At 62.1% G+C, this 23,585-nt stretch carries 26 protein-coding genes; 13 read left to right on the top strand and 13 right to left on the bottom strand.

The genetic code is table 11. The features are described 5' to 3' along the window. Window positions 1-209 precede the first annotated feature (209 nt). Window positions 210-1,601 (top strand): peptidoglycan -binding protein, encoded by a 1,392-nt coding sequence (locus F8A10_RS18790; RefSeq protein WP_152368132.1) that lies wholly within the window; start codon window positions 210-212, stop codon window positions 1,599-1,601. Between the two features lie 45 nt (window positions 1,602-1,646). On the opposite strand, the gene F8A10_RS18785 is transcribed toward F8A10_RS18790, so the two are convergent. Beyond that, window positions 1,647-2,198, bottom strand: coding sequence for a LabA-like NYN domain-containing protein (locus F8A10_RS18785; protein ID WP_029371569.1), 552 nt, complete (start codon window positions 2,196-2,198; stop codon window positions 1,647-1,649). 12 nt (window positions 2,199-2,210) lie between these two features. On the opposite strand from F8A10_RS18785, the gene folK reads away from it, so the two are divergent. From folK to F8A10_RS18765, 4 genes are all read left to right on the top strand, one after another. Continuing rightward, a complete protein-coding gene (folK, locus tag F8A10_RS18780) occupies window positions 2,211-2,804 on the top strand; it encodes a 2-amino-4-hydroxy-6-hydroxymethyldihydropteridine diphosphokinase (RefSeq protein ID WP_152368131.1) in 594 nt (197 codons plus the stop codon). A 70-nt stretch (window positions 2,805-2,874) separates the two neighbouring features. Beyond that, window positions 2,875-3,231, top strand: coding sequence for a DNA-directed RNA polymerase subunit omega (rpoZ, locus tag F8A10_RS18775; protein WP_010393890.1), 357 nt, complete (start codon window positions 2,875-2,877; stop codon window positions 3,229-3,231). Between the two features lie 22 nt (window positions 3,232-3,253). After that, window positions 3,254-5,371: a RelA/SpoT family protein gene (locus F8A10_RS18770; protein WP_085501437.1), complete on the top strand. Its 2,118-nt coding sequence runs from the start codon at window positions 3,254-3,256 to the stop codon at window positions 5,369-5,371. Window positions 5,372-5,396: 25 nt separating this feature from the next. Beyond that, complete coding sequence (locus F8A10_RS18765; protein ID WP_010393894.1) at window positions 5,397-6,074, top strand: DUF2062 domain-containing protein; 678 nt, start codon at window positions 5,397-5,399, stop codon at window positions 6,072-6,074. Here F8A10_RS18765 and F8A10_RS18760 read toward each other — a convergent pair. From F8A10_RS18760 to F8A10_RS18750, 3 genes are all read right to left on the bottom strand, one after another. Next, window positions 6,071-7,381 (bottom strand): NAD(P)/FAD-dependent oxidoreductase, encoded by a 1,311-nt coding sequence (locus tag F8A10_RS18760; RefSeq protein ID WP_152368130.1) that lies wholly within the window; start codon window positions 7,379-7,381, stop codon window positions 6,071-6,073. The genes F8A10_RS18765 and F8A10_RS18760 overlap by 4 nt on opposite strands. Before the next feature lie 63 nt (window positions 7,382-7,444). Next, window positions 7,445-8,803 carry a glutamine synthetase family protein gene (locus tag F8A10_RS18755; protein WP_010393899.1) on the bottom strand — a complete coding sequence of 453 codons (1,359 nt, stop codon included), beginning with the start codon at window positions 8,801-8,803 and terminating at the stop codon, window positions 7,445-7,447. After that, complete coding sequence (locus F8A10_RS18750; protein WP_010393902.1) at window positions 8,800-9,510, bottom strand: type 1 glutamine amidotransferase; 711 nt, start codon at window positions 9,508-9,510, stop codon at window positions 8,800-8,802. Before F8A10_RS18750 ends, F8A10_RS18755 begins: the two co-directional genes overlap by 4 nt. A 187-nt stretch (window positions 9,511-9,697) precedes the next feature. On the opposite strand from F8A10_RS18750, the gene F8A10_RS18745 reads away from it, so the two are divergent. The 3 genes from F8A10_RS18745 (at window position 9,698) to F8A10_RS18735 (ending at window position 12,083) form a co-directional block, all read left to right on the top strand. Continuing rightward, window positions 9,698-10,825 (top strand): aminotransferase class V-fold PLP-dependent enzyme, encoded by a 1,128-nt coding sequence (locus tag F8A10_RS18745; protein ID WP_152368129.1) that lies wholly within the window; start codon window positions 9,698-9,700, stop codon window positions 10,823-10,825. A 98-nt stretch (window positions 10,826-10,923) separates the two neighbouring features. Then, window positions 10,924-11,352, top strand: coding sequence for a DUF883 family protein (locus F8A10_RS18740; protein ID WP_010393906.1), 429 nt, complete (start codon window positions 10,924-10,926; stop codon window positions 11,350-11,352). Between the two features lie 8 nt (window positions 11,353-11,360). Next, window positions 11,361-12,083, top strand: coding sequence for a phage holin family protein (locus tag F8A10_RS18735; protein WP_085501439.1), 723 nt, complete (start codon window positions 11,361-11,363; stop codon window positions 12,081-12,083). An 84-nt stretch (window positions 12,084-12,167) separates the two neighbouring features. Here F8A10_RS18735 and grxD read toward each other — a convergent pair whose 3' ends face one another. From grxD to F8A10_RS18720, 3 genes are all read right to left on the bottom strand, one after another. After that, the gene (grxD, locus tag F8A10_RS18730) at window positions 12,168-12,530 is read right to left on the bottom strand and encodes a Grx4 family monothiol glutaredoxin (protein WP_010393910.1); all 363 of its coding nucleotides are present in this window, start codon (window positions 12,528-12,530) and stop codon (window positions 12,168-12,170) included. Window positions 12,531-12,582: 52 nt separating this feature from the next. Further along, window positions 12,583-12,825: a BolA/IbaG family iron-sulfur metabolism protein gene (locus tag F8A10_RS18725; protein WP_010393912.1), complete on the bottom strand. Its 243-nt coding sequence runs from the start codon at window positions 12,823-12,825 to the stop codon at window positions 12,583-12,585. A 226-nt stretch (window positions 12,826-13,051) separates the two neighbouring features. Continuing rightward, window positions 13,052-13,645 (bottom strand): helix-turn-helix transcriptional regulator, encoded by a 594-nt coding sequence (locus tag F8A10_RS18720; RefSeq protein WP_010393917.1) that lies wholly within the window; start codon window positions 13,643-13,645, stop codon window positions 13,052-13,054. Window positions 13,646-13,771: 126 nt separating this feature from the next. Here F8A10_RS18720 and F8A10_RS18715 point away from each other — a divergent pair, with 126 nt between their 5' ends. Both F8A10_RS18715 and F8A10_RS18710 read left to right on the top strand, forming a co-directional pair. Further along, complete coding sequence (locus F8A10_RS18715) at window positions 13,772-14,485, top strand: CoA transferase subunit A (RefSeq protein WP_010393920.1); 714 nt, start codon at window positions 13,772-13,774, stop codon at window positions 14,483-14,485. Beyond that, a complete protein-coding gene (locus F8A10_RS18710) occupies window positions 14,485-15,129 on the top strand; it encodes a CoA transferase subunit B (RefSeq protein WP_010393922.1) in 645 nt (214 codons plus the stop codon). The genes F8A10_RS18715 and F8A10_RS18710 overlap by 1 nt, the downstream gene beginning before the upstream one ends. A 62-nt stretch (window positions 15,130-15,191) precedes the next feature. On the opposite strand, the gene F8A10_RS18705 is transcribed toward F8A10_RS18710, so the two are convergent. Continuing rightward, the gene (locus F8A10_RS18705; protein WP_152368128.1) at window positions 15,192-15,995 is read right to left on the bottom strand and encodes a helix-turn-helix transcriptional regulator; all 804 of its coding nucleotides are present in this window, start codon (window positions 15,993-15,995) and stop codon (window positions 15,192-15,194) included. Window positions 15,996-16,147: 152 nt separating this feature from the next. Here F8A10_RS18705 and F8A10_RS18700 point away from each other — a divergent pair, with 152 nt between their 5' ends. Genes F8A10_RS18700 through eutH form a run of 3 tightly spaced genes read left to right on the top strand, consistent with a single transcriptional unit; the run spans window position 16,148 to window position 19,481 of the window. Beyond that, window positions 16,148-16,915, top strand: a complete 768-nt coding sequence (locus tag F8A10_RS18700) for an SDR family NAD(P)-dependent oxidoreductase (RefSeq protein WP_010393925.1) — start codon at window positions 16,148-16,150, stop codon at window positions 16,913-16,915. 27 nt (window positions 16,916-16,942) lie between these two features. Continuing rightward, entirely contained in the window at window positions 16,943-18,217 is a 1,275-nt protein-coding gene (locus F8A10_RS18695; RefSeq protein ID WP_152368127.1) for a D-arabinono-1,4-lactone oxidase, read from the top strand. 58 nt (window positions 18,218-18,275) lie between these two features. After that, a complete protein-coding gene (gene eutH / locus F8A10_RS18690; protein WP_152368126.1) occupies window positions 18,276-19,481 on the top strand; it encodes an ethanolamine utilization protein EutH in 1,206 nt (401 codons plus the stop codon). Between the two features lie 8 nt (window positions 19,482-19,489). On the opposite strand, the gene F8A10_RS18685 is transcribed toward eutH, so the two are convergent. The 5 genes from F8A10_RS18685 to F8A10_RS18665 all read right to left on the bottom strand — a co-directional run bounded on the left by F8A10_RS18685 (window position 19,490) and on the right by F8A10_RS18665 (window position 23,445). Beyond that, window positions 19,490-19,864, bottom strand: a complete 375-nt coding sequence (locus tag F8A10_RS18685) for a DUF4186 domain-containing protein (protein WP_085501445.1) — start codon at window positions 19,862-19,864, stop codon at window positions 19,490-19,492. Window positions 19,865-19,888: 24 nt separating this feature from the next. Then, entirely contained in the window at window positions 19,889-20,509 is a 621-nt protein-coding gene (locus F8A10_RS18680; protein WP_085501446.1) for a class I SAM-dependent methyltransferase, read from the bottom strand. A gap of 9 nt (window positions 20,510-20,518) precedes the next feature. Then, window positions 20,519-21,265, bottom strand: a complete 747-nt coding sequence (pssA, locus tag F8A10_RS18675; RefSeq protein ID WP_085501447.1) for a CDP-diacylglycerol--serine O-phosphatidyltransferase — start codon at window positions 21,263-21,265, stop codon at window positions 20,519-20,521. Continuing rightward, complete coding sequence (locus F8A10_RS18670; RefSeq protein WP_085501448.1) at window positions 21,262-21,945, bottom strand: phosphatidylserine decarboxylase; 684 nt, start codon at window positions 21,943-21,945, stop codon at window positions 21,262-21,264. The genes pssA and F8A10_RS18670 overlap by 4 nt, the downstream gene beginning before the upstream one ends. A gap of 102 nt (window positions 21,946-22,047) precedes the next feature. After that, the gene (locus F8A10_RS18665; protein WP_152368125.1) at window positions 22,048-23,445 is read right to left on the bottom strand and encodes a DegQ family serine endoprotease; all 1,398 of its coding nucleotides are present in this window, start codon (window positions 23,443-23,445) and stop codon (window positions 22,048-22,050) included. Between the last annotated feature and the right edge of the window lie 140 nt (window positions 23,446-23,585).

The following is a 23,585-nucleotide window of genomic DNA, read 5'->3' as shown; positions in this document are numbered from 1 at the left end:
CCGCCTGCCGGAACAGGCCGATACCGGCCGCGCGCCCCCGAGAACCACCGCCGTCGACGATCCCGAGGCACGGATGCGGTTGCGCTCGATAGACGTGCAACTGGGCCGGCTGGTCGAAGAGGCCGCCAGCGGTCGCGACGGGCTGATAGCGGAGCTGCGTAGCGATCTGGCCGCACTGACCCGCGCCATCCGCAATCTGGAGCGCGGCGATGGGACTTAGCCGGGGCAACGGCAACCGCTTCTCGGCCAACATCTGGCCGGGTTTCGTCGATGCTATGACCGCGCTGCTGATGGTCATGATGTTCGTTCTGACCATCTTTCTGCTGGTGCAATCGGTGTTGCGCGAACAGATCACCACGCAGGACAGCGAACTGGACCAGCTTGGCCGTCAGGTGGCGGAACTGACCGACGCGCTTTCGACCTCACAAGCGCGCGCCGACTCCCTTGACCGTGACCTCAGCGCCGAACGTGCACGGCTGCGACAGTCCGAACAGGCAGTCGCCAGCGCCCGGGCCGAGCTTGACGCCCAGGCCGAGACAGCAAGGCTTGCCGCCGCCCGGCGAGAGGCGCTTGAGGCATTGGTCGCGGATCTGCGCCAAAAAAGCTCAGAGACGCAGGAGAAACTGGACGCGACCGAAGCCGCGCGGCTTGCCGATGCCGCCGCCGTCGCAGCCCTGCGCGAGCGGCTGGCAAAGTCAGAGACCGAGCTTGACGCCGCGACACTGGAACTTGAAGCCGCGCGCAAAAAGGCCGAGGAAACCCTGACGCTGTTTGCCGCCGCCGAGGTCGCGCGCAAAGAGCTTGGCGAACAGGTCGCAACTCAGGCAAGCGAGGCTGAGAAACAGGCGGGGCTGCTGAACCTTGCGCGTCAGAAACTCTCGGAACAAGAGGCGCTGTCGGTCGAGGATCGCCGCCGTATGGAGGCGCTGAACCGGCAGGTGGCCCAGTTGAACGAACAGCTTGGCAGCCTGCGCGCTGTGCTTGAGGCCACGGGCGAAGAGCGCCGCGAAGCCGATCTGCGCGCCGGGGATCTGGGTCGGCAGCTGAATGTGGCGCTGCTGCGCGCTGCCGAAGAGGAACGCAAGCGCCGCGCCCTTGAAGAAGAGGCCCGCACCAAGGCCGAGGAAGAGGCCAAAGATCTGGCACGCTACCGCTCGGAATTCTTTGGCCGGCTGTCACAGATCCTTGCAGGGCGCGAGGGCGTGCAGGTGGTGGGCGACCGTTTTGTCTTTTCCTCAGAGGTGCTGTTTGCGCCGGGCGAGGCCACGCTTTCGCCTGATGGCCGCACACAGGTCACGCGCGTCGCCGAGATGCTGCGCCAGATCGCGAATGAAATCCCGACCGAGATTGACTGGATGATCCGCGTGGACGGCCATACCGACAATGTGCCGCTATCCGGGCTGGGACGCTACCGCGATAACTGGGAACTGAGTCAGGCGCGCGCGCTGGCGGTGGTGCGCTATCTGGTCGATGACCTTGGCTTTCCGGCAAATCGCCTTGCCCCTGCAGGCTTTGCCGATACCCGCCCGGTGGCTCAGGGCGACACGGCCGAGGCCCGTGCCCAGAACCGCCGGATTGAGCTGAAACTGACCGAACGCTAGGGCAGGGCGGTGATGCCCCGCCACAGAAGCGGTTTTTCTGGGGGCTTAGTCTTCTGTGGCAGCAGTTTCGCGCGGCGGCCGGCCGATGATGTCGCGCAGCGCATCCAGTTCGATGAAATTGTCGGCCTGACGGCGCAGTTCATCGGCAATCATCGGGGGTTGGCTGCGCATGGTCGACACAACCGAGACCCGAACACCCTGACGTTGCAACGCCTCGACCAGCGGGCGAAAATCGCCATCGCCTGAAAACAGCACGGCATGATCAAGCCGGGGCGCCAGTTCCATGGCGTTCACGACCAGCTCGACATCCATGTTACCCTTGACCTTGCGGCGACCCAGCCCGTCGATATACTCGCGCGCAGGTTTCGTCACCATGGAATAGCCGTTGTAATGCAGCCAATCAACCAGGGGGCGAATCGGTGAGTAATCATCATTCTCCAGCAGGGCCGTGTAATAATAGGCACGGACAAGCTTACCCCGCCGCTCGAACTCCTGCCGCAGCAGCTTATAATCAATGTCAAAGCCCAGCGACTTTGCCGCAGCATAAAGATTCGACCCGTCGATGAACAACGCCAGCCGGTCATCCTTGTAAAACACGATGCCCCCGAAATGTACCATAACTCTACTAGAAACACGAACTTAGTTCTTGTGGCACTGGGTGCAAACCTTCCCAGCTCGGTAGGGGCGCCCGGTGACAGCTTGAAATTCGCGCTGAATAAGGTCCTGAACTTACCACAAGTTGTGCCGGTGTCCATCAGTCGATTCTGGCAAACGCCCGCTGTGCCGTCAGGTTCTGGTCCCGATTACGTGAACGCAGCGATGGCTTTTCACTGTCCGCTGCCACCCGACGAGCTGCTTGCCCACCTGCACGGGATCGAGGCAGAGCTGGGCCGGACGCGTGATGGCGGGCGCTGGCAGGCGCGGGGAATCGACCTTGATCTGATCGCCGTCGGGGACATGGTTCTGCCTGATGCGGCAGGGCAGGATGAGTGGCGCAGCCTGCCCCCCGCAGAACAACCTTTGCGTGCACCCGACCGGCTGATCCTGCCGCACCCCCGTCTGCAGGATCGCGGCTTTGTGTTGGTGCCTTTGGCCGAGGTGGCCCCCGACTGGATGCACCCGCGCCTGCGCCTTACTGTCGCACAAATGCTTGCTGCCCTGCCTCCCGGGGCGCTGAGGGGGATGGTGCCGGCAAGTTCTTGACATTTCCGTCGTCAAGGCCCAAATATCCGGCTCCGCCCCTGCACCCCGATTCCAGCTGATAAGGTGACCGATGGCCCGCGTTACAGTCGAAGATTGCGTCGACAAGGTTCCGAACCGTTTTGACCTGGTGATGCTGGCAGCCCATCGCGCGCGCGAAATCGCGTCGGGTAGCCCTCTGACCATTGATCGCGACAACGACAAGAACCCCGTCGTCGCCCTGCGCGAGATTGCCGATGAAACCCAGCCCGTGGACGAGCTGCGTGAGCGCATGATCGAAGGTCATCAGACCCAGATCGAGGTCGATGAGCCCGAAGAAGACGCGATGGCGCTGCTGCTGGGTGTTGAAATGGACCGCCCGAAACCCGCCGACGAAGAATCGGAAGAGCGCATGCTGCGCATGATGCTGGAAGCTCAGGGCAGAAACTGACGCAAAGGGTCTTCGGCACATCATGATCGACGTCGAAGACCTCATTGCACTTATCCGCAATTACAACCCGCGAACCAATGCCGAACTGGTCCGTGACGCCTACGAATATGGGCGCCGCATGCACGAGGGCCAGTTCCGCCATTCGGGCGAACCCTATTTTACCCATCCGGTCGCGGTGGCCGCCATTCTGACCGAGATGCGGCTTGATGATGCCACCATCATCACCGCGCTTTTGCATGACACGATCGAGGATACGCGCTCGACCTGGAATGAGGTGGCGCAGATCTTTGGACGCGAAATCGCCGATCTGGTCGATGGCGTCACCAAACTGACCAACCTCGAACTTTCCGGCGCGCATTCCAAACAGGCCGAAAACTTTCGCAAACTTTTCATGGCGATGTCGCGCGATCTTCGCGTGATCCTTATCAAGCTGGCCGACCGCCTGCACAACATGCGCACCATCAAGCATATGCGCGCAGAAAAGCAGTTGCAAAAGGCGCGCGAAACCATGGATATCTTTGCGCCTCTGGCTGGGCGTATGGGTATGCAATGGATGCGCGAAGAGCTTGAGGACCTTGCCTTCAAGGTCATCAATCCCGAAGCCCGCAACTCGATCATCCGTCGCTTTGTCAGCCTGCAGCGCGAAAGCGGCGATATCATCCCCAAGATTACCGCCGATATCCGCGCCGAGCTTGAGCGCGAGGGGATCGAGGCCGATGTCTACGGCCGTGCCAAAAAGCCCTTCAGCATCTGGCGCAAGATGCAGGAAAAGCAGCTCAGCTTTTCGCGCCTGTCAGATATCTATGGGTTCCGCATCATCACACGGACCGAAGCGGACTGCTATCGCACCCTTGGCGTGATCCACCACCGCTGGCGTGCCGTGCCGGGGCGGTTCAAGGATTACATCAGCCAGCCCAAGGCAAACGGCTATCGCTCGATCCACACCACCGTATCGGGGCGCGATGGCAAGCGGGTCGAGGTGCAGATCCGCACCCGCCAGATGCATGAAGTCGCCGAGGCCGGCGTCGCCGCCCATTGGGCCTATCGGGACGGCGTGCGCACCGCAAACCCCTTTGCCGTCGATCCGGGCGAGTGGATTGCCAGCCTGACCGAGCGTTTCGGCGAAGAGGATCACGACGAATTCCTCGAGCATGTTAAGCTCGAAATGTATTCCGATCAGGTTTTCTGCTTCTCGCCCAAGGGGGATGTGATCCCGCTGCCAAAGGGCGCAACGCCGCTGGACTTTGCCTATGCGATCCATACGCGGCTTGGCTCGTCCTGCGTCGGCGCCAAGGTGGATGGCATCCGGGTGCCGCTGTGGACCCGGCTCAAGAACGGGCAATCGGTCGAGATCATCGCCGCCTCGGGTCAACGGCCACAGGCAACCTGGCTGGATATTGTCGTCACCGGCCGCGCCAAGGCCGCAATCCGGCGCAGCCTGCGGCAAGAGGACCGGACGCGCTTTATCCGCCTTGGCTCGGAACTGGTGCGGGTTGCGTTTGAGCATGTCGGCCGCAAAGTCAGCGACAAGGCGCTGCGCACCGCAGCCAAGACCATGGCGCTGCCCGATACTGATGAGTTGCTGGCACGCATTGGCAGCGCCGAGATTTCGGCCCATGACGTACTGACCACGCTTTACCCCGAGCTTGCCGAAAAGCGCAGCGAAATCGACGCCAGGCGCGCCGTTGCCGGGCTGGAGGCCGATCAGGAATTCACCCGCGCGCCGTGCTGCAACCCCCTGCCGGGTGAGCGGATCGTCGGCATCACCTATCGCGGCAAGGGGGTGGTGATCCACGCCATCGACTGTCCGGTGCTGGCGGAATTCGAAGAAAGCCCCGAACGCTGGGTAGATCTGCACTGGCGCGAAGGCCAGCACCCGGCCGCCTATTCGACCATGCTGTCCCTGACCATCCGCCATGACGCCGGGGTTCTGGGGCGTATCTGCACGCTGATCGGGATACAGGGGGCGAATATCTCGGATCTGGAATTCGTCGATCGCAAGCCAGATTTCTATCGCCTGCGCATCGAGGTCGAGCTGCGCGACAGGGAGCACCTGCACGCACTGCTGACTGCGCTTGATGCCGAAAGCGACGTGGCACAGGTCTCGCGCATCCGGGACCCCTTGGCCCATGTCACCTGAAAACGTGACCTGAGGCCCGGCCCACATGTTCAAAAGACGCAAGCCGCTGAGCTATGCTCAGATGTGGACCGAAATGTTCTATCCACGCTCTGGCTGGCGGCGGGCGTCGAAATATGTGCTGCACCGGTTGCGGCGTTTGCCGGACCAGCCGCATCGCGTGGCGCGCGGCTGGGCCTGTGGGATCTTCATTTCGTTCACGCCCTTTTTCGGCTTTCACTTCATGGGCGCGGCGGCGTTGGCCTGGCTGATCCGCGGCAATATTCTTGCCGCTTTGTTGGGGACCTTTGTCGGCAACCCGCTGACCACTCCTTTTATCGCGCTAACCTCGGTCGGACTTGGCCGTTGGATGCTTGGGGTTGAGGGCAAGTTCACCCCGCATCTGATCTTTGACGAATTCACCCGCGCAGGCAGCGAGTTGTGGAACAACCTGCTTGCCCCGCTGAGCGCCGAGCGCACGGCCCATTGGGATCAATTGCAGCAGTTCAACGAACAGATCTTTCTGCCCTATGCGGTCGGGGGGATTCTGCCCGGGCTCGCCGTTTCGGTCGCGGCGCATTACATGACCGTGCCGCTGATCCGCGCCTATCACCGTCACCGCGCGAAACAGATGGCCGAGCGTATCGCCCGGGCTAAAGCCCGGCGCGAGCTTGAACTGGCCACAAAAGCCGCTGCTGAAAAACAGCCGTCTGGGCCGGAAAGCTAAAATCCCAGCCGGTCGCGCAGGGAATACCAACTCATTCCCGCGACAAGCAGCGGCCAGCGCAGCGCAGCCCCACCGGGGAAGGGGGGCGAGGGCAGGGCAGCCATGGTATCGAAACCTTCGCTCTGTCCCTGAACTGCCTTGGCCATCAGCCTGCCAGCAAGCGTCGCCAGTGCCAGCCCGTGCCCGGAATAGCCGCTGGCCGAAAGGCAATTCGGCGCCGGCCGGGCAAAGCAGGGCATACGGTTCATCGTGATCGCCAGCGTGCCGCCCCAGGCATGGGTCAGCTTTACATCAGCAAGGCCGGGATAAATCTCAAGCAACGGCTTGCGCACCTTGGCGGCAATATCCGGGGGGAAACGGTAACTGACATTCTCGCCCCCGCCAAAGATCAGTCGCCCTTCGGTATCTAACCGCCAGTAATTCACCACGAATTTTGTATCATGCACGCCGATGGGGCGGGTCAGGACCCCAGCCTGACGCGCGCCCAAGGGCTCGGTCGCGACGATGAAATTGTTGATCGGCATGACGCGGGCCGCGACATGGTTATCAAGGTTGCCCAGATAGCCATTGGCGGCCAGAATCACATGGTCGCAGATCACGCGGCCCCTGGCGGTCTGAACCACGGTCTTTTCGCCAGCCCGGATCGCATGGCGGATATGGTGGACATGGCTCAGCTCGCGGATTTTTGCCCCTGCGGCATCGGCCAGCCGCGCCATGCCGATGGCAAGGTTAAGCGGGTGCAGATGGCCCGCACCGTGATCAAGCTCGCCCGCGATATAGCGATCCGAAGGCACCAAAGCACGGAATGCCCCGCGTTCCATCAGCTCGATCCGGTCATAGCCATAGTCGCGAGCAAGCCTCTCGATCATCGCGCGGGCATGATCGAATTCCGCTGGTTTGCGAAAGGCATGGGCGATACCATCGGCGACCGGAACCCCGGCGCGCGAGGCCAGGTCGCGGGTCAGGCGTTTGGCCTCTTCGGCCATGTCCCAAAGCCGGCGGGCCGCTTCGCGCCCGGCCATTCTTTCCAGCTCATCAACCTCAAGCCGCTGGCCGGAACCAATCTGGCCACCATTGCGCCCCGAGGCGCCAAAGCCGACGCGATGCGCCTCAAGCACCACGACATCGCGCCCGGCCTCGGCCAAATGCAAGGCCGCCGAAAGGCCGGTATAGCCTGCACCGACCACCACGACATCAGCCCGTTCTTCGCCCAGTTGTGCGGGAAAGGGGGGCAGGGTGTCCCGGGTCTCGGCATAAAGGCTCGGGGGGTATTCCCCGAGACGGTCGTTCGAAAACAAGAGGTTCATGGCCTGCGCCCTTACCGTTCCTTGCCATCCCCGGCCCGGATGATGCGCGGGCCGGGCTCCGGATCACACGTTCAGCAACAGGTGCTCACGCTCCCATGGGCTGATGACCTGCAGGAACTCTTTGTATTCATTGCGTTTAACGGCTTGATAAACGGCTATGAATTCGGCCCCCAGCACCTCGCGCATGGCGGCGCTTTCCTCCATCAGGTCCAGCGCATCGCCAAGGTTATAGGGCAGCTCATCTTCGGACATATAGGCATCGCCCAGGCATTCTGCGCGCGGGTTCTCGGCCTCGATCAGGCCCAGATAGCCGCAGGCAAGGCTGGCCGCGAGGCCAAGATAGGGGTTGCAATCCATGCCTGCCAGCCGGTTTTCGACCCGCCGTGCCTCGGGTTTCGAGATCGGCACCCGCAAGCCGGTGGTACGGTTGTCGCGCCCCCATTCAAGGTTAATTGGCGCAGCAAAATCAGGAACATAGCGGCGATAGCTGTTGACATAGGGCGCCAGCAGCGCAATCGCCGCTGGCAGGTGCTTTTGCATGCCAGCGATGAAATGCATAAAGGCCGGCGTCTCGCGTCCCTGTTCGTCCGAAAAGATATTGCACCCGTCACTGGTCGCGATCACCGAATGGTGAATGTGCATGGCGCTGCCCGGTTCACCTTCGATGGGCTTGGCCATGAAGGTCGCGAAACAGTCATGGCGCAGCGCCGCTTCGCGGATCAGGCGCTTGAAGTAAAAGATCTGGTCGGCGAGGACCACCGGATCGCCGTGGTTAAGATTGATCTCGACCTGACCGGCACCGCCTTCCTGCAGGATGCCGTCGATCTCGAACCCCTGCGCCTCGGCAAAATCATAGATATCGTCGATGACCTTGCCGTATTCGTCCACCGCCGACATGGAATAGGCCTGTTTGGCGGCGGCGCGGCGGCCTGTGCGCCCCATGGGCGGCATGATCGGCTGGTTCGGGTCGATGTTGCGCGCGACCAGAAAAAACTCCATCTCGGGCGCAACGATCGGCTTCCAGCCTTTTTGGCGGTAAAGATCGACCACCCGCTTAAGCACGTTGCGCGGCGCGATCGGCACCGGGTTGCCAGACTGGTCCGAGACGTCATGAATGACCTGCAAGGTCACATCCGCCGTCCATGGCGCTGCGGTTGCGGTCGAGAAATCCGGGGTCAGGATCATGTCCGGCTCGGTAAACGCGCCCGAAGGATTGTCGGCCCAATCGCCGGTAATCGTCTGCAAAAAGATCGAGTTCGGCAGGTAGAAACGCTCTTGATGAGCGAATTTCGAGGCAGGCATTGCCTTGCCCCGCGCCACGCCGGCGATATCGGCGACGATACATTCCACCTCATCAAGCCGCCGCCCGGCAACATAGTCCTGAGCCGCCTGAGGTGTTTCTTCGATCCAATGCGATTTCATGCGGCCCCCTGCCTGACCTGTTCGCGGTAAGCGCGTGGTGCCTTGAAAAATGCCTCGATCCGGTCGGCGATGCTGGCCGATTGCCGGGTGCCGCCCATGCGGGCGCGGGCCTGTTCCAGCAGCGGCTCGGGCACCGTGCCTTTGGCGCGATGCGCAATCAGCCCCTCGACAAAGCTGTCGTCAAACTCGGGATGTGCCTGCACGGTCAACGCGCGGTCATCATAGACAAGCGCGGCGTTTTCACAAAACGGGTTGCTGGCCAGCACCTCGGCACCTTCGGGCCGGTGCACCACCTGATCCTGATGCCAGGCGTTCAACGTGACCTTTTGCCCGTTAAAGTCATAATCCTGTGCGCCGACTGCCCAGCCTTCGGGGTGCTTTACCACCTTTCCGCCAAGCGCCTGCGCGATAATCTGGTGGCCAAAGCAGATGCCGACCATAGGCACATGTTCGCCGTAAGCCTTGCGGATGAACTCTTCGAGCGGGGGGATAAAGGGATGATCCTCATAGACGCCATGGCGCGAGCCGGTCAAAAGCCAGCCTTGCGCAGCATGAACGCTGTCAGGAAATTCCATGTTTTCCACGTGATAGCTGGTAAATTCAAAGCCCCGCCCAGCCAGGAGCCGCTCGAACATGGTGTCATAGTCGCCCTTGTCGCCGCGAAGCTCCTGAGGCGACTGGCCACATTTGAGAATGCCGATACGCATGATAATTGGCCTGTCGATTGTCCTGACCAAAGCTAGTCGGGCGCGGCGCGGCGGGCAAGGGGGCTCACGGAACCGCGTTGCGGGGCGCAGAGGGCGCAATGGTCGCATCCCCCCTTGGCAGGGCTGGTTGTCGGACCGCCGCCGCGCTAGGCTTTGCCACAAAGGATCAGCAGAAAAGGACGCCGCCATGGCCGGACTTCGCCCCGATGTGGACCCCGATGGGTTGCAGGAATTCTCGGTCGTCTTTACCGACCGCTCGCTTAACCACATGTCGCAGAAGTTTCAGGGCGTGATGCGCGACATCTCTGCCACGCTGCGCGAGGTGTATGGCGCCGAGGCCGTGGCGCTGGTTCCCGGCGGCGGCACCTGCGCGATGGAGGCAGTTGCCCGCCAGTTTGGCCGCGACGCCCATGCGCTGATCGTGCGAAACGGCTTTTTCAGCTATCGGTGGAGCCAGATCTTGGAGGCAGGGGGCTTTGCCCGCCAGACCACGGTGATGATGGCACGGCCGCAAGGCAATACGCCCCAGCCGCCCTTTGCACCCGTACCCATCGAAGAAGTGGTGGCCCGCATCCGCGAAGCCCGCCCCGATGCCGTCTTTGCGCCCCATGTCGAGACCGCAGCAGGGATGATCCTGCCCGACGATTACATCAAGGCGCTGGCCCAGGCCGCCCATGAGGCCGGCGCGATCATGGTACTGGACTGCATCGCCTCGGGCGCGATCTGGGTCGATATGAAGGCGACCGGGGTCGATGTGCTGATCTCGGCCCCGCAAAAGGGCTGGTCGGCTTCGCCCTCGGCGGGGATGGTGATGCTGTCGCCTCGCGCAATCGAACGGCTGGAGACGACGGTCAGCGACAGCTTTGCGCTGGATCTCAAGAAATGGCGCGCGATCATGCAGGCCTATGAACAGGGCGGCCATGCCTATCATGCTACGCTGCCGACCGACGCCCTGCTGGGTCTGCGCGATGCGATGAACGAGACGCGCGCGTTCGGCTTTGAAGCCGCGCGCGAGGCCCAGTGGCAGCTTGGCGATGCCGTACGGGCTGAGCTTGCGCGGCGCGGCCTGCGCTCGGTCGCGGGTGAGGGCTTTGCCGCGCCCGGCGTCGTGGTCTGCTATACTGATGATCCCGAGGTTCAAAGCGGCCGCCGCTTTCTTGCCGAGGGCTATCAGATTGCGGCGGGCGTCCCCTTGCAGGTGAACGAAGGCGAGGGGTTCCGCAGCTTTCGTATCGGTTTGTTCGGACTTGATAAACTCAAGGATGTCGAGGGAACGCTGGCCCGGCTGATCCCGGCTTTTGACGCGGTGCTGTGAGACAGACTGACCAAAAGTCGCAGGCGATCCGGGAACAATTCCCGGGCTGAACGGTTGGTTTTGCGAAACCAGTTGCAGCCCTTTGAAAGGACGATGACATGGCCAAACGTGAACTTACCGCCGAAGAACTGAAAGCTCAGGCCCGCGACGCTGCGGACGAAGTGGGCCGCCATGCCCGCCGTGCCGCGGACGAAGCGAGCGAAGCCTATGAAAGCGCAAAAGAGCATGGCGCGGACCTTTATGAAACTGCCCGCGAAAAGGGCGCAGAGTTTGTCGAGACGGCCAGGCGCCGCGGCGCGGAATATGCTGAGGCCGTACGGGAGCAAGGTCACGAATATGCCGGACGCGCACGGGATGAGGCGCGCCGCCTTTATCGTCAGGGTCAGCGCCGCGCTCAGGACGTCGCCGTTCATGCCGAGGAATATTACGACGAATTCTCGGGCATGGTGCGTCGCAATCCCGCGCAAGCTCTCGGGATCGCCGCCGGTGTCGGCTTCCTGCTGGGGCTGATCGTTGCGCGCCGCTGAGGAAGCCGATGTTTGACTATACCAGGAACCTGCAACTTGCCGTCTCTGACAAGTTGCGCCGCGCCGGTCTGAGCGCCGGGGCAGGGGTCGCGCTGCTGATCGGCGCTGGCTTCCTGCTGGCGGCCTTGTGGACCTGGCTTGCATATCATCTGGGCTGGGGCGCGCTTGGCGCCTCGCTCACCCTCGGGATCGCCTTTGTCCTTATCGGGCTGGTGGCGATGCTGATTGCCCGCAAGGAGCGCCACCCGCTGCCCACCACCGACGATCTGAAGGCCGAGGTTGAACAGCGGCTGAGGATGGCCGCCGATGTAGCCGTTGCCAAGGCGACGGGTGCGGCAGATGCGGCCATGGACCGGGCGACGGACAAGGTCGGCCGCCTGATGGAACAGGCCGGGCAACGCGTCCATTCCTTTACCGACAATCTTTCCTATAAGGCCGACCGGCTGGCCGACAGGGCCGAGGCTCGGGTGTATGGCGCTGCACGCAGGGCGGGTGAGACCGCCGCCGACCGCCTTGGCCTGCCGGCCGAGATGCTGCAACAGGCGGCCGAGCGGACCAAGCAGGCCTCGCAATCGCGCATCGGGGCAATCGTGCCACTGATCGGCGCCTTTGCAGTCGGCATGACGCTGGCTTCGCGCCTGCAGGACTGGCGCCATCGCGACGAGGCAGAGAATGGCGAAGAATGGGAGGAAGAGGGTGACTGGCCCGAAGACCCCCGAGGAACCGCCTGAAATCTTGCCCAAAATATACTGATTTGAAAGGAAAAGACCCCGCGGGTGCGGGGTCTTTTCCTTTTGCGGTCCGGTGACCCGTGGTCAGGCGTTCGCCTCGCGGATACGGTTGGCGGCATCCTTGTCATAGACGACGCCGGCCTTGTCAAAGAGCTGATCCAGCTCACCCGACAGGGTCATTTCGGTGACGATGTCGCAGCCGCCGACAAACTCGCCCTTGACGTAAAGCTGGGGAATCGTCGGCCAGTCGGAAAAGTCCTTGATACCCTGACGGATACCTTCGTCAGCAAGGACGTTCACGTCCCGATACTGGACGTTCATATAATTCAACACCCCAGCGACGCGGCTTGAGAAGCCGCATTGCGGCATCTCCTTGGTTCCTTTCATGAACAGGACGACGTCATTTGCGTCGATCGTTTCCTGAATCTGCTGGCGCGCATCGGTCATTCTGCTGGTCCTTCCTGAAGCGTCGCATAGCCGCGACGCCTGCGGTTGCTTCTCAATCAGGGGCTTTCGTGGTCAGGGCAAGCGCATGCAGCGCGCCGTTCGGGCCATCCATATGGCCGCGCAGCGCAGCGTAGACGGCGCGTTGCTGTTGCACGCGGTTCTGGCCGCGGAAGCTTTCGTCGATCACTTCTGCGGCATAGTGATTTCCGTCTCCGGCTAGGTCGGTGATGGTGATCTTGGCGTGCGGAAATGCAGCGCGGATCAGGGCTTCGATATCCTGGGCTTCCATCGCCATGGCTGGTCCTTTCACTGTTCTCCATGATGTAGGGGAAGCCTGCGCGGGCCGCAAGGTCGCCGCGACCCGCATCAGAGAGATGCGGCGCCGTCAAACCGCGGAAGGGCGCGCAGACGTTGCGATGCCTGCCGGCAGCAATTACCTGATAACCAAGATTATGTAAATTAAATCCATTCCTGAAACTCGAAATTGTGTTACATTTCCCGTGTAAATTACTGAGTTTACTTTATCCTGTGCCGTTGTCCAGCAACCTGCGGACCAGTTCGAAACTGTTCCTCACGCCCATCTTGCGGATCATGTTTGCCCGATGCACTTCGACCGTGCGCGGCGAACAGTTCAACGACTTGGCGATCTCTTTGCTGGTAAAGCCGTTGACCAGATAACCGGCGATGCGCTTTTCAGTCGCAGTCAGCAGACTTGCCGCGCCAAGGGCCGAGTCCAAAGACGGGTCCAGCGGCCGGTATGTCCAGATCGCCAGCCGGTGCGGATCGTTTTGATCAAGGGTCCGGCCCCGACCCTCCATCCAGACGATCTGCCCCTCCTTGCGGCGCATGAAACGCTCATCATGATAAAACGGCTGCTCTTGCATCGCGCGCCGCGCCCGCTCGCCCACTAGCTCAAAATCCGTCTCACCGGGATAGAGGCAGCGCATGGATTGCCCCTCAAGCTCTTGCGGGCGCCAGCCAAAGACCTTTTCGACCATCATGCTGGCCCGGACGATCACCCGCTCGGCCAGCACCAGCGTCGCATCGGGTGCATTCTGAAAGCCCAGACTGTCGTAATCGCGGGCCAGGTGCTGCCAGCGGGGTTTCTGCTGCATGGGCGGATACCTATCGATATACGTATTCCTACGGATAGAGCATTAACCGTCCATGCGACAGGTTCTTCTTGACGGGGAGGAAACCATCCGCGCCCGTCGGGAGGATCAACGGATCGAGGCGCACTCATGACAGGATCAAACAAGATTTACCCCAGCGCGGCGGCGGCGCTGGACGGGTTATTGCAGGACGGAATGTTCATCGCGGCCGGCGGTTTCGGGCTTTGCGGCATCCCTGAACTGCTTATCGAAGCGATCTTGCAGGCCGGGACCAAGGACCTGACGATTGCCAGCAACAACTGCGGCGTGGACGGGTTTGGCCTCGGTAAGCTATTGGATTCGCGGCAGATTCGCAAGATGATCTCATCCTATGTCGGCGAGAATGCCGAGTTCATGCGCCAGTATCTTTCCGGCGAGCTGGAGCTTGAGTTCAACCCGCAGGGCACCTTGGCCGAGCGCATGCGCGCCGGTGGCGCTGGCATTCCCGGTTTCTACACCCGCACTGGCGTCGGCACTGTTGTTGCCGAGGGCAAAGAGCATAAGGAATTCGACGGCGAGACCTATATCCTTGAACGCGCAATCGTCGCCGACCTTGCCATCGTCAAGGGCTGGAAAGCGGATGAGTCGGGCAATGTGATCTTTCGCAAGACGGCGCGGAACTTCAACGTGCCGGCGGCGAAATGTGGCCGCATCTGCATCTGCGAGGTCGAGGAAATCGTGCCGACCGGCAGCCTTGACCCCGACCACATCCACCTGCCCGGCATCTATGTGCACCGCCTGATTCAGGGCCAGCACGAAAAACGCATCGAGCAACGCACGACTCGCAAGAAGGAGACCGCGTGATGGCCGGCGAAATCAAGGGCTGGGACCGCAACCAGATGGCTGCCCGCGCGGCAAAAGAGCTGCAGGACGGCTGGTATGTGAACCTTGGGATCGGCATTCCGACACTGGTCGCGAACTTTATTCCCGAAGGCGTACATGTGACGCTGCAATCGGAAAACGGCATGTTGGGGATCGGCCCCTTTCCCTATGAGGGCGAAGAGGACCCCGATCTGATCAACGCCGGCAAGCAGACGGTGACCGAACTGCCGCAAACCGCCTATTTCGACAGCGCCGAGAGCTTTGCGATGATCCGTGGCGGCAAGATCGCCATGGCGATCCTTGGCGCGATGGAAGTGGCCGAGAACGGCGATCTGGCGAACTGGATGATCCCCGGCAAGCTGGTCAAGGGGATGGGCGGCGCGATGGACCTCGTCGCCGGGGTCGGCCGCGTGGTCGTCGTGATGGACCACACCAACAAAGCCGGTGAATCCAAGGTGCTGCGCGAATGCACCCTGCCCCTGACCGGCAAAGGGGTCGTGGACCGGATCATCACCAACCTCGGTGTGCTGGACGTGGTGCCGGGCGGGCTGAAGCTGGTCGAACTGGCCGATGGCGTCAGCGAGGCCGATCTTCGCGCAGCGACCGAGGCGACCATCATCGACTGAACAACAGCCGTGGCGGTCCGGATCACCCGGGCCGTCCCCTGCCCCTGCTTACGGACGCAGGCTCAATCGGCAAGGTGGTTGATAAATCGCTGAAACAGCTCGCCCTGACTGGAGATCCCCAGCCGGCGATAGATGTTTGAACGGTGAATCTTGACCGTGCCCTCGGTGATGCCAAGGTTTTCGGCAATCGACAGGCTGCTGTGGCCGCGCAGGATCAGCTTGGCCACTGCATATTGCGCAGGCGTCAGCTGATCTCCGAAAACCTCATGAAAGACCCGCTCGGCGACCGGACGCGCCGGCAGGCCCGCCATGCCACCCGCCCCGCCAGAGATCAGCGCCCAATGCTGGCGCAGACTGGCGGCAAGAATGGGTAGCATGGCGCGCAACCGCTGAAACTCTGCCGCGTCAAAGGGCTGGCCTCCGCGATTGCGCATCAGCGAATAGGTCGCGCCGAAACCGTCGGGCAGCGGGATGACAAAGCCGATTTCCTCGACCAGCGTGCCCGCCTCATCCGAGATGCAGGGATGGACCTCGCGCGACCAGGCGAAATCGGAATCATAGAACTGGTCCGGGGCCAGCTCGCGCATACGCCATAGCCCCTCGGCCCCGGCCGAAACGCTGGCCTGATAGAACGGGTCCAGCAGATAGGCCCCGCGCAGATAGCTGCGCAGCGCGCGCCGGTCCACCGTTTCGGAATAACCGTCATGGATGACCACCGGCGCATGGCCGGTACTAAAGGCAAAGGCGCAGCTCATGTCGAAACCGGCCGCGCAAGAGGCCAGCCGGTCCAGCGCCGCGCCATAATCCGCAACGCCCGCCTTTTCGATCAGGCCGGCAACGGCACCGGAAAATTGCTCTGCAATCACCGGCCTGCCCCGGCGCGTATAACTTTCGCCATATGGAAAATCATCCCCGGCGTCCTAGGCTCTCCCTATCCGGCCAAGGAGGAGGCCGGACCCATAAGCTTTATTGACGCAGAAACAGGCCGGACAGGCAAGTCCCGGCCAAGGAGGATCATGTGACGCGACGATTGACAGGCAAGGTTGCCCTGATCACCGGAGGAGCCGGAGGCTGCGGGCTGGCCGCATCCGAGCTTTTCGCCGCCGAGGGCGCAAAGGTCGGCATCGTCGATCTGCCGCAAAGTCAGGGTGAGGCCGTGGCACAGCAGCTGCGTGATCAGGGGTATGAGGCGATCTTTGCGCCCGCCGATGTCTCGGACGCGGCGCAGGTGCAGCGCGCGGTTGAAACGGTCGAAGCCGCTTTCGGCGCGATTACCGTCCTGATGAATCACGCCGGCATTCTGGCCGCCCTGCCCTTTCTTGAGACCAGCGAAGAGGAATGGGACCGCATCATGGCGGTGAACGTGAAAAGCATGTTCCTCGTCACCAAGGCGGTGCTGCCCGGCATGATCGCAGCGGGCGGAGGCAGCGTGATCTGTACCTCGTCGATCTCGGCAGTGGTCGGCACGCCGATGGAGGTGCTTTATTGCACCAGCAAGGGCGCCTGCCACATGTTTGCCCGTGCCCTTGCGGTCGAGTTCCGCGACAGAAACATCCGCTCGAACGCCGTCTGCCCGGGCTTTATCGCCACCGCCCATGGCCTGCGCGAGATCGACTTGCTGAAACAACACGGCGTCGATGTCTCGGAAGAGGCGATTGCCGCGGCGCAGGGACGGCTGTGCCGTCCTGATGAGGTCGCCAAGGCGGCACTGTTCCTGGCGAGCGACGACTCAAGCTTTGTGAACGGCGCACATATCTTTGCCGACAATGCCTATACCGCAATATGAACCAAAAAACGACAGGGAAACAACAGGATGACACATACCTCATCGCATGGAATGACCGTCAACGATTTCGGGCTCGACCATGCGCATTGGCGCAACTGGGTTGGCAACCAATCCTGCGTCCGTGCCGCCCGCGCAGCCCCGACAAGCGAGGATGAACTTTGCGCCCTGATCGCCGAGGCCGCAGGCAAGGGTATGAATGTGCGTGTCGCGGGTTCGGGCCATAGCTTTACCCCCGTCGCCCTGACCAGCGGTCTGCATCTGACGCTGGCCAATATGAAGGGCGTCAAACATATCGACCATGACAAGCGCCGCGTCACCGCCGCCGCCGGCACCACGATCAACGAGCTGGTCAAGGTGCTGAAGGCCGAGGGCCTGTCGATGATCAACCAGGGTGATATCGACAGTCAGGCGCTGGCGGGGGCGCTGACCACCGGTACGCATGGCACTGGTGCGCGGCTGCCTGTCCTTGCCGATGCAATCGTCGGGATGAAACTTGTGCAACCGGATGGTTCGATCCTGACGGTTGACGAAAGCACGCCCGACCTGCTGCTTGCCTCACGCGTGTCGCTGGGGGTGCTGGGCGCTATTTCGGAAATGACGCTGCAACTTCGCGACAGCTACAACCTGCGCGAAAGGATCTGGCGCGAAGATTTCGAAGCCGCGATGGATATGCATGACGAGCTGGCCGAAAAGCATCGTCATTTCAGCTTTTTCTGGTGCCCCTATGAGGAAAGCCGGCATTGCTATTGCCTGCCCGACACCTCGGGGACCTCAAAGACCGGTCGCACCACCGATGTCTGCGAGATGAAGGTTATGGACATCTCGGATGATCAGCCCTTTGAGGCCGGATTAGAAAAGGTCGCCTATAGTTCTGACGTGTATCCCATTGAATATATCGCGAATTTTCACGAACTGGAGTATGCGGTGCCGCGTCAGCACGGCAAGGATGCGATGCGGGCAGTGCGCAGGCTGATGCTCGAATCCTTCCCCGAGGCGATCTATCCGGTCGAATACCGCTTTACCGCCGGGGACAAGGCATGGATGAGCCCGTTTTACCAGCAGGACAGCGTGACCGTCTCGGTCTCGGGCGAGCCGGGAAAGGACTACTGGGACTATCTGCGCGCGGTGGACCGCATCCTGCGCGATTACGGCGCCCGGCCGCATTGGGGAAAAATGCATTTCCTGACCGGCGAGGACGTGACCGAAATCTATCCGCGCGCCAATGAGTTTCGCGCACTGCGCCGCAAGCTGGACCCGCAGGGGATCTATCTCAACGACCATCTGAGCCAGCTTTTCCGCTGACAGCACGAACGGGCGGGAGGGGAGACCCGCCCATTCCCAAAGGGAGGGGAAAGGAAACATGGCCCATATCGGGACATTCGTCATCTACATCATCATGGCGTCGGCCGTGATCGGGGCAATCGCCTCGATCATCGACAGCGAAAGCCCGCTTGGACGGGAATTCAGCGCCGGGCTGCACGCCATCGGCCACATCTTTATTCCGGTCGCGGGGATCATGGCCTCGATCCCCTATCTGTCGGCCTTTGTGGATGCGGTGATCGGACCGGTCTTTCAGTCCGTCAACGCTGATCCGGCCATGGCTGCCACCTCGCTTATCGCGGTGGACATGGGCGGCTATCAGCTGGCCAAGGCGCTTGCCCAATCACCCGAGGGCTGGATCATGGCCTCGATCACCGGCTTTATGGCCGGGGCAACGATCATCTTCACGATCCCGGTCGGGCTGGCGATGCTCGACAAAGAGGATCACCAATACATGGCCGTCGGCATCATGTGCGGGCTCTTGTCGATCCCGGTCGGGGTGCTGACCTCATGCCTTGCGCTGGAGCTGATGCAGGTCGCCATCCGCCCCGAGATCGAGGCGACCGGCCCGGCCAGTTATCAGCTTGCGTTGGGGACCGGGCAGGTCTTGGCCAATATTGCGCCGCTTATCGTCTTTTGCGGGGTACTGGCGGCGGGGCTGAAGCTGTTTCCAGCTTTGATGATCCGGCTGTTTCTGGATTTTGGCCGGCTTATGTATGCAGCAATCACAATGGTTCTGGTGTTTTCCATCGTTGAGTATTTCACCAGCGTCTTTACCTGGCTGTTCGGCCATTGGGGCTTTGCCCCGATCATCGCCGATGCCGAGGATCAGTTCCGCGCGCTGGAAATCGCGGGCTATATCGGCATCATGCTAAGCGGCGCATTCCCGATGGTCTGGATGCTGAACCATTTCCTGCAAAAGCCCATGCAATGGGCTGGCGCACGGCTTGGCCTGTCATCGGCGGGAACGGCGGGCCTGCTGGCAGCCTCGGCCAATGTGCTGGCGATGTTCCGGCTGATCAAGGAAATGCCGCCGCGCGACAAGGTGCTGGTCATCTCATTCGCGGTCTGCGGGGCCTTCATGTTCGGTGACCATCTGGCGTTCTCGGCGAATTTCCAGCCGACGATCATCCTGCCCCTGCTTTTGGGCAAACTGGCCGGGGGGATCACCGGCTTTGCCCTGGCACTGTGGATCCTGAATTCGCAGACCCGGCAAAAGACCGTCATGAACGGGGCCAAGCTCTAAGCGGGCCCTTACGAATGCGAGCGAGGATCGACCGTCATCTGGCGGTCGATCCAGCACATCAGCAAGTCAACGATCTGCGCCTGCTCGTCGGGACTAAGAGCCCGGCCGGGGGGAATGAGATGCCATTTCTCGAGACATGAGCGGCAGCAGCAGGCGGTCGCATGTTGGGCGACAAAGACCGGATGACCGCGCATCGGCGTCTGGCGGCCATCATTGCGCGGATGGGCAGGCGCCAGCCTTGCGGCGATGAAATCGCGGGCATGGGCGGCGATGGTGTCGCGGCCCTTGGCCTCGGCATAGGCGCGCTCTTTCTGACCAAGGCGAAAGCGGCTGCGAAACGCCGAACGGCCAAGCCGGTCAAAGATATCCTCTTTCGCCGTCATACCCACAGCCCGCAAGACGCCCGCCTAGGCCAGACGCTTGCCCAGCACCAGAAAGGTCATCATCCCCAGAGGCGGCAGGGTACGGCGCTCTTCCAGGGTCAGGCACTCCTCTCCCAGCACCGTCTCGATACGGAAATCCGAGTGCCAGCCAATCGTATTGGCCAAGGGTGCAAACAGCCGTTCAAGCCGCGCCAGAGTGCCATCTTCGCGGGCAAAGTGATTGGTGATGACGACCTGGCCGCCGGGTTTGCAGACCCGCGCAATCTCGGCCATCACGCGCTCGGGCTCAGGAACAACGGACAGGACATGCATGGCCGTCACGGTGTCGAAATGGTTGTCGGGAAAATCCAGCTTGCGCGCATCCATCTGCCGCAGTTCTTCGACCTGAGTCAGACCCTGCTGCTGCACCTTGGCGATGGCCTTGTCGAGCATGTCCTGACTAAAGTCGATGCCGGTCACCCGCATGTCACGGTTGTAATGCGGCAGGGACAGCCCGGTGCCGACGCCGACCTCAAGCACGGTCCCACCACGGCTGTTGATATATTCGACCGCACGCCGCCGCCCGATATTGGTTACGGCACCAAAGGTACGGTCATAGACCGGGGCCCAGCGGGAATATGAGGTTTGGACGGCTTCGATATCCATAGGCGTTCCTTATCGGTTTGACGGATGTTCGCAGTCGATCCAGGCCCAGATGACAATGGCGATGTAGCCAAGGCAGATCGCGATCAGCGTTTCCCACGCAAAGGTCAGCAGCGCCGCACCGACAAAGGCCACGCCGACAAGAAAAAACTTGACGTTCTCACGCGAAATCCGGGTAGTCTTGAAAGACCATGTGGGGATGCGGCTGATCAGCAAAAGGCCGATCGCAATCATGTAAAGGCAGATCAGCAAAGGTGGCAGCACGGGCCGGTCGGCAAAGGCAAACGACAGATACATGGGCAGCATGACGAGCAGCGCCCCGGCAGGCGAGGGCACGCCCTGAAAATAGGCGCTGCTGCCCTGTGTCTCTTCGGTTTTGGTCGAGACGTTGAACCGTGCCAGCCGGATCACGCAGCAGACGGCAAACAGCAGCACGCAGATCCAGCCCAGGCTGCGGAAATCCTGCAAGGCCCAGAAATACAGCAAGAGCGGCGGCGCAACGCCGAAATTCAGAAAATCGGCCAACGAATCCAGCTCGGCCCCCATCTTGCTGGCGGTGCCCAGCAGCCGGGCGATGCGTCCGTCGATGCCATCAAGAATGCCCGCCGCAAAGATCAGCAGAACGGCCAAGGTGTATTCGCCCTGCACGCCCAATCGGATGGCCGTCAGCCCCGCGCCGACCGCCGCGATGGTCAGCACATTCGGCAAAAGCTGAAACAACGAGAATTCGGCCTGCGGGCCAGAGGGCTGTTCGGTCATGCACCCCCTCCCTCACCAAAGGCGTCGAGCCTGGCGATGACCGTCTCCCCCGCGATCATGGTCTGGCCGATCTGGACCAGCGGCACGACGCCCGGCGGAAGATAGACATCCAGCCGCGAACCAAAGCGGATCAGGCCGAAACGCTCGCCCCGCTGCAACCGGTCCCCGGGCTTGACAAAACAGACGATGCGCCGCGCCACGAGGCCCGCGATCTGCACCACCGCCAGTTCGCGCCCGTCAGTCAGGCGCAGACGCAGGCTGTTTCGTTCATTATCGGCGCTGGCCTTGTCGAGCGAAGCGTTGAAGAACCTGCCCGGACGATAGGCAACAGTCAGCACCTCGCCCTCTGCCGGCGTGCGGTTCACATGGCAGTTAAAAACGCTCATGAACACACTGACACGGGTTAAAGGCGTCGCGGCCATCCCCAGTTCTGGCGGAGGCACCGCAGGTTCGATCAGCGAAACGATGCCGTCTGCCGGGCTGACCACCAGTCCGGGGCGCACGGGCGGCACCCGTTCAGGATCGCGAAAGAAGTAATAGCACCAGATGGTCAACCCGACGCCGACCCAGCCAAGCGGCCTCCACAGCAGAAAGAGCATCAGCGTTGCCACAGCAAAGGTCGCGACAAAACGGATGCCCTCGCGGTGCATCGGCTTGATGACGGTGTCGCGCATCCGCATCCGGCAGCCCTCCCCCGGCTGATCCCCCGCGCCAGTCATAAAGGGATTGGCCCGGCACGCAATAGCGCAGACTGCCATAGATGCAGCCGGGCCAAAGGGCGTTTATCCCTCCAGGATGGTCAGCATCCGGCGGCCGTCGCGGACCAGTTCGACCACCAGCGGCAGGCGACCAGCGCCCAGCACCTCGGTCAGCGCCTCAAGCGTAGGCACCGGGCGGCGGTTGATTGCCAGGATCATATCGCCCGGACGGAAACCGCGTTGTTCAGCCGCACTGCCGGGAGTGACACTTTCGATCTCAAGCGCACCCGGCCCGCCCTCAAGCCGGCGTTCACGCAATTGCAGACCGGCAAGCGGTGTGCCCTCCAGCAAGGCGCTGGCCGCCTCGGCCCCGTCGCGGATGGTTGCGGTCAGCTCAAGCTCTTCGCCGTCGCGCAAAACGGTCAGGGTCATGTTGTCCCCAACCGAGAGCAGCCCGATATGGTTGCGGAAATCCGCGCCGTTGCGCAAAGCCGCGCCATCGACCGCCCGCACCACGTCCCCCGCCTGCAAGCCCGCCGCATCAGCGGCCGAGCCGGGCTCGACGCTGGCGATGACTGCGCCGCTCTGGATCACATCCTCGACCCCAAGGGCCGAGGCCAGATCCGGGGTCAGATCCTGTACGGTGACCCCCAGCAGGCCGCGACGCACCTCTCCATGCTCCAGAAGCTGCTTCATGATCGCCATGGCCATATCGGCGGGAATGGCAAAACCGATGCCGATATTGCCGCCCGCCGGGGCAAGGATCGCGGTATTCACACCGATAAGCCGACCCTTGCTGTCAACCAGCGCCCCGCCCGAGTTGCCGGGGTTGATCGAGGCATCGGTCTGGATGAAATCCTCATATCCGTCGCGGCTGATCCCGGTGCGGCCAAGCGCGCTGACCATGCCCGAGGTCACAGTCTGGCCCAGTCCGAATGGGTTACCGATCGCCATGACATAGTCGCCAACCTTTACCGCATTCGAATCGGCAATCTCGACCGCGGTCAGATCCCCGGCCTTGACCTGCAACAGCGCGATGTCCGTCGCAGGGTCGCTGCCGATCAACTCGGCCTTCAGGGTGCGGCCATCCTTCAATGTGACGGTGATCTCAATTCCGTCCGCGATGACATGGTGGTTGGTCAGCACATAACCCTGGGCTGCATCGACGATGACACCAGAGCCCGCGCTCATGCGCTGGCGGCGCAGCGTCTCGGGCGGCAGGTTGAAAAAGTGGCGAAAGAACGGGTCGTTGTAAAGCGGGTTCACCGCCACAGCGGTTTCCGAGCGAACAGCGATATTGACCACCGCCGGCGTCACCTTCTCAAGCACCGGAGCGGCGGTCAGGACGCCGCGTTCGTCAAGCGTGAAGGCCGAACTGTCGGCCAGGCCCTTCTGCGGCGCCAGGGGGGCGGCGATCAGGGTCAGAAGGCAAAGGGCAGTGCTCAGCGCACGGCGCGTTTGCGGCATCGGACGGAAAGGCATGGTCTGTCCCTCATGGTTGCGCGAATGGGGCAGCCCCGATCCCGAAGCCGACCCGGCCGGAATTTATCGCGACTTACGCCACCAGAGTCGAGCCATCACTGTAAAATCGGTACAGGACCGGTGCCGATGATATTCCCGCA

The organism is Paracoccus kondratievae (genome assembly GCF_009301415.1).
In the GTDB taxonomy this organism is placed as follows: Bacteria; Pseudomonadota; Alphaproteobacteria; order Rhodobacterales; family Rhodobacteraceae; genus Paracoccus; species Paracoccus kondratievae.
Note: the sequence above shows the minus strand (reverse complement) of the source record. Positions and strands in the feature narration are given on the sequence as shown.